General features: G+C 69.6%; 4 protein-coding genes. All 4 read right to left on the bottom strand.

Going from position 1 to position 5,452, the window contains the following annotated elements; all coding sequences use genetic code 11:
• Window positions 1-494 precede the first annotated feature (494 nt).
• Window positions 495-1,586 (bottom strand): RNA-directed DNA polymerase, encoded by a 1,092-nt coding sequence (locus LJE69_RS19885; RefSeq protein WP_296927806.1) that lies wholly within the window; start codon window positions 1,584-1,586, stop codon window positions 495-497.
• Window positions 1,550-1,909: a diversity-generating retroelement protein Avd gene (gene avd / locus LJE69_RS19880; protein ID WP_296927805.1), complete on the bottom strand. Its 360-nt coding sequence runs from the start codon at window positions 1,907-1,909 to the stop codon at window positions 1,550-1,552. The genes LJE69_RS19885 and avd overlap by 37 nt, the downstream gene beginning before the upstream one ends.
• 132 nt (window positions 1,910-2,041) lie before the next feature.
• Window positions 2,042-5,176, bottom strand: coding sequence for an SUMF1/EgtB/PvdO family nonheme iron enzyme (locus tag LJE69_RS19875; protein ID WP_296927804.1), 3,135 nt, complete (start codon window positions 5,174-5,176; stop codon window positions 2,042-2,044).
• Window positions 5,177-5,241: 65 nt separating this feature from the next.
• Window positions 5,242-5,452, bottom strand: a 211-nt coding sequence (locus LJE69_RS19870) for an RES domain-containing protein (RefSeq protein ID WP_296927803.1), incomplete at its 5' end; no start/stop codon positions are given.

Genomic DNA, 5,452 nt, shown 5'->3' with positions numbered 1-5,452 from the left:
GGGGTGGCTGAGCCGTACCGGCTCAGTCTCGGCGGCGCATTCGCGTCCTGCACTTCCACGGCATCGCCGTCGACGTTGCTCATCCGTGTCGCCCTGGAGGGCGACACCTGGACGGCGGTAGCCAAAACGGCCTCGGCATGCTCGCGCAGGTGGACGAGCAACACCAGAAATTGGACTTGCTGTCAGGCAGCGGCCCGTTCGCCGGCGCTGGACCGGCTACCAGGGCCGCCACCACCGTCCATGGCAAGCTGTTCGGCCCGGCCACCCTGCCGAACCGGGAACGACACCCCTGATCACCCGCGGTCACACCCGCTGCATCGCGGCGCAGAACACCACTGACACACCGGCTCCGGAGCACGGGCGGGCTGGCGAGCCGAAAGCCGAGGTTGTTGTTGCGGTTCGACAGCGTGTTCCTGTTGCGGACCGAAGCGCGCAGGTTGCGGGCTTCGTTGTTCCAGGCGCCGCCGCGCAACACCCGGGCGCGCGCTCGAGCGTCATCCCCGCGTGAAGACTACACCACGGAAGATCGCCGTGCGTAGGCCCCAAGTGTCGGCATTGGCGGCGTGGCCGATCCAGGCGTGTACGGAGGCATCGATCTCGGGCCATTCGGCGCGGCCTGCCGCATAACGGACGGCAAGGGCGCGCAGGCGCCGCCCGAAGCGGTAGCCGTTCTCCGGCAGCAGCCGCCGAAACTTAGGGAACACCCGATACCCGAGCAGCGTCAGTCCGTCCGCGGTGCGCTGCACTTGGCCGCGGGTCGCGTGCAGCCGCAGCCGCAGCCCCGCCAGGCGCTCTGTCACTGCCGCGCGCCACTCCGCGAGCCGCCCCTCGTCATTGGCGCAGAACACCATATCGTCCACGTAGCGCAGGTAGCCCGTGCAGCGCAGGCCCTGCTTGACCCAATGATCGAAGTCGTCCAAAAGCAGGTTGGCGAAAAACTGACTCGTCAGGTTGCCGATGGGGATGCCGCGTGGGCGCTCCAGCGGTGTCAGCAGGTCGTCACCTGGAAAGGGCGCCATCGGCTCGGCGCAGGGCGGTGCCGAGTCGATGATTCGCTCCAGCAGGGTGAGGACGGCCTGATCCTTGATCCGCCGCGCGAGGCATTCCTTGAGCAATCGATGGTCGATGGATGGAAAGTAGCGGCGGATATCCAGCTTCATTGCGTAGGCGTAGCGCCGCGCCCAGGTCTGATACCGGTCCACCGCCCGATGCGTGCCGCGACCGCGCCGGCAGGCGTAGCAATCGTCGATCAGGCGGGCGTCTAACAGCGGCTCGATCAGGTTCATCACCGCATGGTGTATCACGCGGTCCCGAAACGGCGCGGCGGCGATCAGCCTGGGCTTATGCTCGTAGATGCTGAACAGCCGATATGCACCGGGGGTCCAGGTGCCGGAGGCAAGCTCCGCCTGCAACCCGAGCAGGTTCTCCTCCAACTCGAGCTCGAACAGCACGGCCCCGCGGGAGCGGGCCTTGCCACGCCGTGCACGCCGCCAGGCGAGCCAGAGGTTATCGAACCCAATCAGGCGCTCCCATAGCCCGCCGATACGCTTCATGCCGGCGCAGCGGCCCGGTGCGCTTTGAGCCATCCACCGATCTGCGCACCCAGTTCGAGCATTAGCTTGGCGCCATGCTCGTAGCGCTTGATGCCAATGACCTTCAGCTCCAGGCACAGCCGCCACAGATGGCGCGTCACGGCAAGCCGGCGGTTCGCCCGTGCCAGGGCCTCACGCTTGTCTCGCGCGTAGGCTGCGTCCACCAGGTTCTCCAGTACGAACAAGAGCCCGCTCTCCAAACGCTCGCCCAGCGTGAAGCGGCGGGCACGCGGGAACTGGTCCAGCAGCGGGATCAGCCAAGCGAGCAGCTCGTGGCAGAGTTGCACGGCGGGCGGGACGGGGTTCTGGGCGGGCATGGAGGGCTCCAGTAGACGCTGCGCCTGCGGCGCGGGTATTCAGAGCTTAGTCCGGCGCGGGCTGCGCCACCGTGCGATACAAGACTGACATACACGGTTCACGAAAAAGGGAAAAAGTCAAGAGAAAAAAAGTTAATTGGATCTGGCGAGCCGAAAGCCGAGGTTGTTGTTGCGGTTCGACAGCGCGTCCCTGTTGCGGACCGAAGCGCGCAGGTCGCGGGCCTCGCCGTTCCAGGCGCCGCCGCGCAACACCCGGGCGGCACAATTTTTGCTTGTGCCACCATGCCCTTCCGTGACCGCGCTGCCATCGCGCGGCGCATCCGGATAGGCGTAAGAGCAATCAGCGACCCATTCCCAGACGTTGCCGATCATGTCGTGGAGTCCCCATGGGTTCGCCCCATAGCCGCCGACTTCGACCGTGTTGACAGCGCCGTCCTCGCAGGGTGAAGGCTCCCAAAGCCCCTGGCTGGCGTACGCTTTCTTGGTGGTCTCAGTCCAGTAGCCGGATCGGTCGAACGTCCGATCCTGCCCGTTCGCAAACCGGCAGGGCTCGGCACCCGGGTCGGTCTCCTCCCACCAGCGCGCGGCGGCGGTGCCGGCGCGGGCGGCGTACTCCCATTCCGCCTCGCTCGGCAGCCGGTAATCCTCGCCCGTCAAACGCGCGAGCCAGGCGGCGTAGGCCGTCGCGTCCTCCCAACTCACGTTGATCACCGGCCGCCGACCACGGCCCCAGCCCTGATCATTCGGCTTCGGCCGCCGGGTGGCGGCGGCGAAGAGATCGTACTCGTCGAAGGTGACCTCGTAACGCCCCAGGTGGAACGGCTCGGCGATGGTGACGGGGTGCACCGGCAGCTCGTCGTCGTAGTAGCCGTCGCCGGCGATGTCGCCCATGCGGAAGCTGCCGGCCTCGATGGCCACCAGGTCCGGCCGCGGCACGGGCAGCAGGTGCAGGTTCACCAGGAAGGCATGGGCCGCCAGCGCCGGCGGATAATGGGACTGGCTGACGTGGTGGTAGAGCACGGCGCCGAAGCCCAGCAGCGCGGCGCCGAGGCTCGCGGCGATGCGCCGACTGCGACGGCGGCGGCTGCAAGCGCGTAGATACTCGGCAACCTCCGGCCGGTCGGAGGCCGGCGCGCGGCGGTAGCGCCTGAGCATGGCCCCGCCCTTCAGCGCCGCACCGCTGCGCCCGGCGGCCTGCCACTCGGCGGCGGCGTGCTCCAGGTCCTTGCGGGCACGGAGCCCGCTCTCGTTCTCCGCGACCCAGTCGGCCAACTCCGGCCAGGCGGTGAGCAGAGTCTCATGGGCGAGCTCGACGGTAGGCTGGTCACCGGCACCCATGCCACCCGTCAGGAGCCGGGCGCGGTCGGCGCTGAGCTCGTCGGCGAGGGCGGCGAGGTCCGCGTCGAGGTCCGCGCGGGCGGCGCGGCGGCGGGTGGGTACGCCCTCGTCGTTGAATTCCACCAGGCGCGCGAAGAGTCGCGGCAGCGCCTCGCGCTGGGCGGAGGTCAGGCGACTCAGCGTGGTCGCCGCGCGCCTCGCGACGGCGCCGTCGAGGCCGCCGATGGCGTTGTAGTCGGCCAGGCTGAGCCGGCCGCTGGCACGGCCCTTGCGGTACAGCTCGCGCAGTGCGAAAGCGGTCAGCGCCAGGGTGCCGCGGCCACCGGTGCCTGCTGAACCGCCCTCGGCACGCCCCTCGGACCCAAGCGCATCGTCGAGGATGCATCCGGTGAGCTCGTCATCCAGGCGCAGCCCGGCCACCCGCGCCGGGCCAGCGATCATGCTGCGCAGGGCCTCGCGCCCGGGCGGGTCCAGCGGGAAGCTGCCGCGCTCGCGACGCAACAGCCGTGCGAGACCGGGCTGCTGGCAGGCGGTGGCGTAGAAGTCCGCCCTTAGCGTCACCAGGGTGCGCAGGCGCGGAATGCCGGCCGCCACTGCCAGCAGGCCGACGAAGGGGGCCACCAGGGCGGGCTTCACCTGGGTGAACAGCTCCTCGAACTGGTCGATGAAGAGCAACAGCTCGGCACCCTCGGGCGCATCCGCAAGCAGGATCTGCACCGCAGCCGCGAGGCGTTCGGGATGCGCGCGCAGCTCCGCCGCAAGCGCGCCCTCGGTGTCGCCGTCCGCGGGGAGCCGGGCCTTGAACGCCGCGGCGATACCGAGCAACGGGTTGTTGGCGCGCTCGGCCGGGGTGCAGCGCAGGTCCAGCCACGGCGCGGCACCGATGAGCCCGGCGCGCAGCTTCGGCAGCAGCCCCGCGGCGACCATGGAGGACTTCCCGGCGCCGGACATGCCGACGATGGCAATGAAGCGGCTGTCGCGGTCGGCGAGCAGGGTCAGGAGCTGGTCGATCTCGGCACCGCGGCCGAAAAAAACCGATGCCTGCTCGGGGGTGAAGGCGAGCAGACCGGGATAGGGCTCGATGCCGGGGGGGAGTGCCGCGGCCGGCGACGTGTCCGGCAGGTCGAGGTCGAGGCCGGCGGGGCGCCCGCTCAGGGCCTGCTGCCTTGCGGTCAGCAGATCGCTTGCGTCGGCGCCCACGCCGGCATCCCGAGCGCCCTGGTCGTCGTCGCCCACCCCGTCGCGGCCGGAGGCTGCTCCCACGGCGTCCGCTTGCGCGTGCCGCAGGTGATCGATGGCCGCGAGCAGGTGGCGGCGCAACATCGGCTCCAGCACGCCGCGAAAGTCCTCGGCGCGCTGATAGCGGTTGACGCCACCCAGATGACAGCCGTCGGCGGTCCTGAACTGCGCGAAGAAGCCTTCGAGCTTCTGCCATTGCGCCAACAGCTCGTCGCGGTCCGGGTCGTTGATGGCGATGCGTGGCGTCTCCCGTCGCCGGAACAGCCAGATGTCCGGGCTGCCGCCAGCCTGGAAGCCCGCGAGCGCGTTGCAGTACTCCCATTCGCTGCCGGACAGGTAGTCGGTGCCGTCCGGCTTCTTCTCCGGCACCGGGTCGGGCGAGCCGATGCGCGACCAGAAGATGCCGATGAACAGATCGCAGTCCGCCGGGCTCGGCAGCCCGCGGTTGATGCTCTCCTGCGGCTGGCGGGGTGCCTCCATGGCCACCGCGGCACCGGGTCCGTCCCAGGCGATGAGGTTGAGCGCCAGGTGGTCGGCGATGCGGTACTCGCCCTGGAGCTGGGCGACGATGTCCCGTACCGCGCTGCGCTCCAGCGCGACGTCGTTGGGTGAGGCGAGAAAGATGCGATAGCGATGCAGGCGCGCCCGGGCCGAGGGGACGGCCAGCGGCACGTAATCCGCCTGGGGCATGGACAGGCTCCTTCCTAATGGTGGAGGCAGGTGCAAGTTTACGGGCGCTTCAGCCTCAAATGAAGTTAGCGTAACAGCCGCAGGTCCGTCTCCAGCAGCGCCGGCACGCCGATCGCGACGCGTCCGAAGTTTGGGTGCGCCGGGTTCAGCAGGTAGTTGGTCTCGATGGGGATGACGGCGCTGGGAACGGCGAGAATGGCGGTGTCCCGCCGCCTCACCCACTCCGCGCCGATGCGGCGCAGGGTGTCGCGGGCGGCGGGGTCGCGCCAGTCGGCG

This window comes from Thiohalocapsa sp., assembly GCF_022340605.1.
In the GTDB taxonomy this organism is placed as follows: Bacteria; Pseudomonadota; Gammaproteobacteria; order Chromatiales; family Chromatiaceae; genus Thiohalocapsa.
Note: the sequence above shows the minus strand (reverse complement) of the source record. Positions and strands in the feature narration are given on the sequence as shown.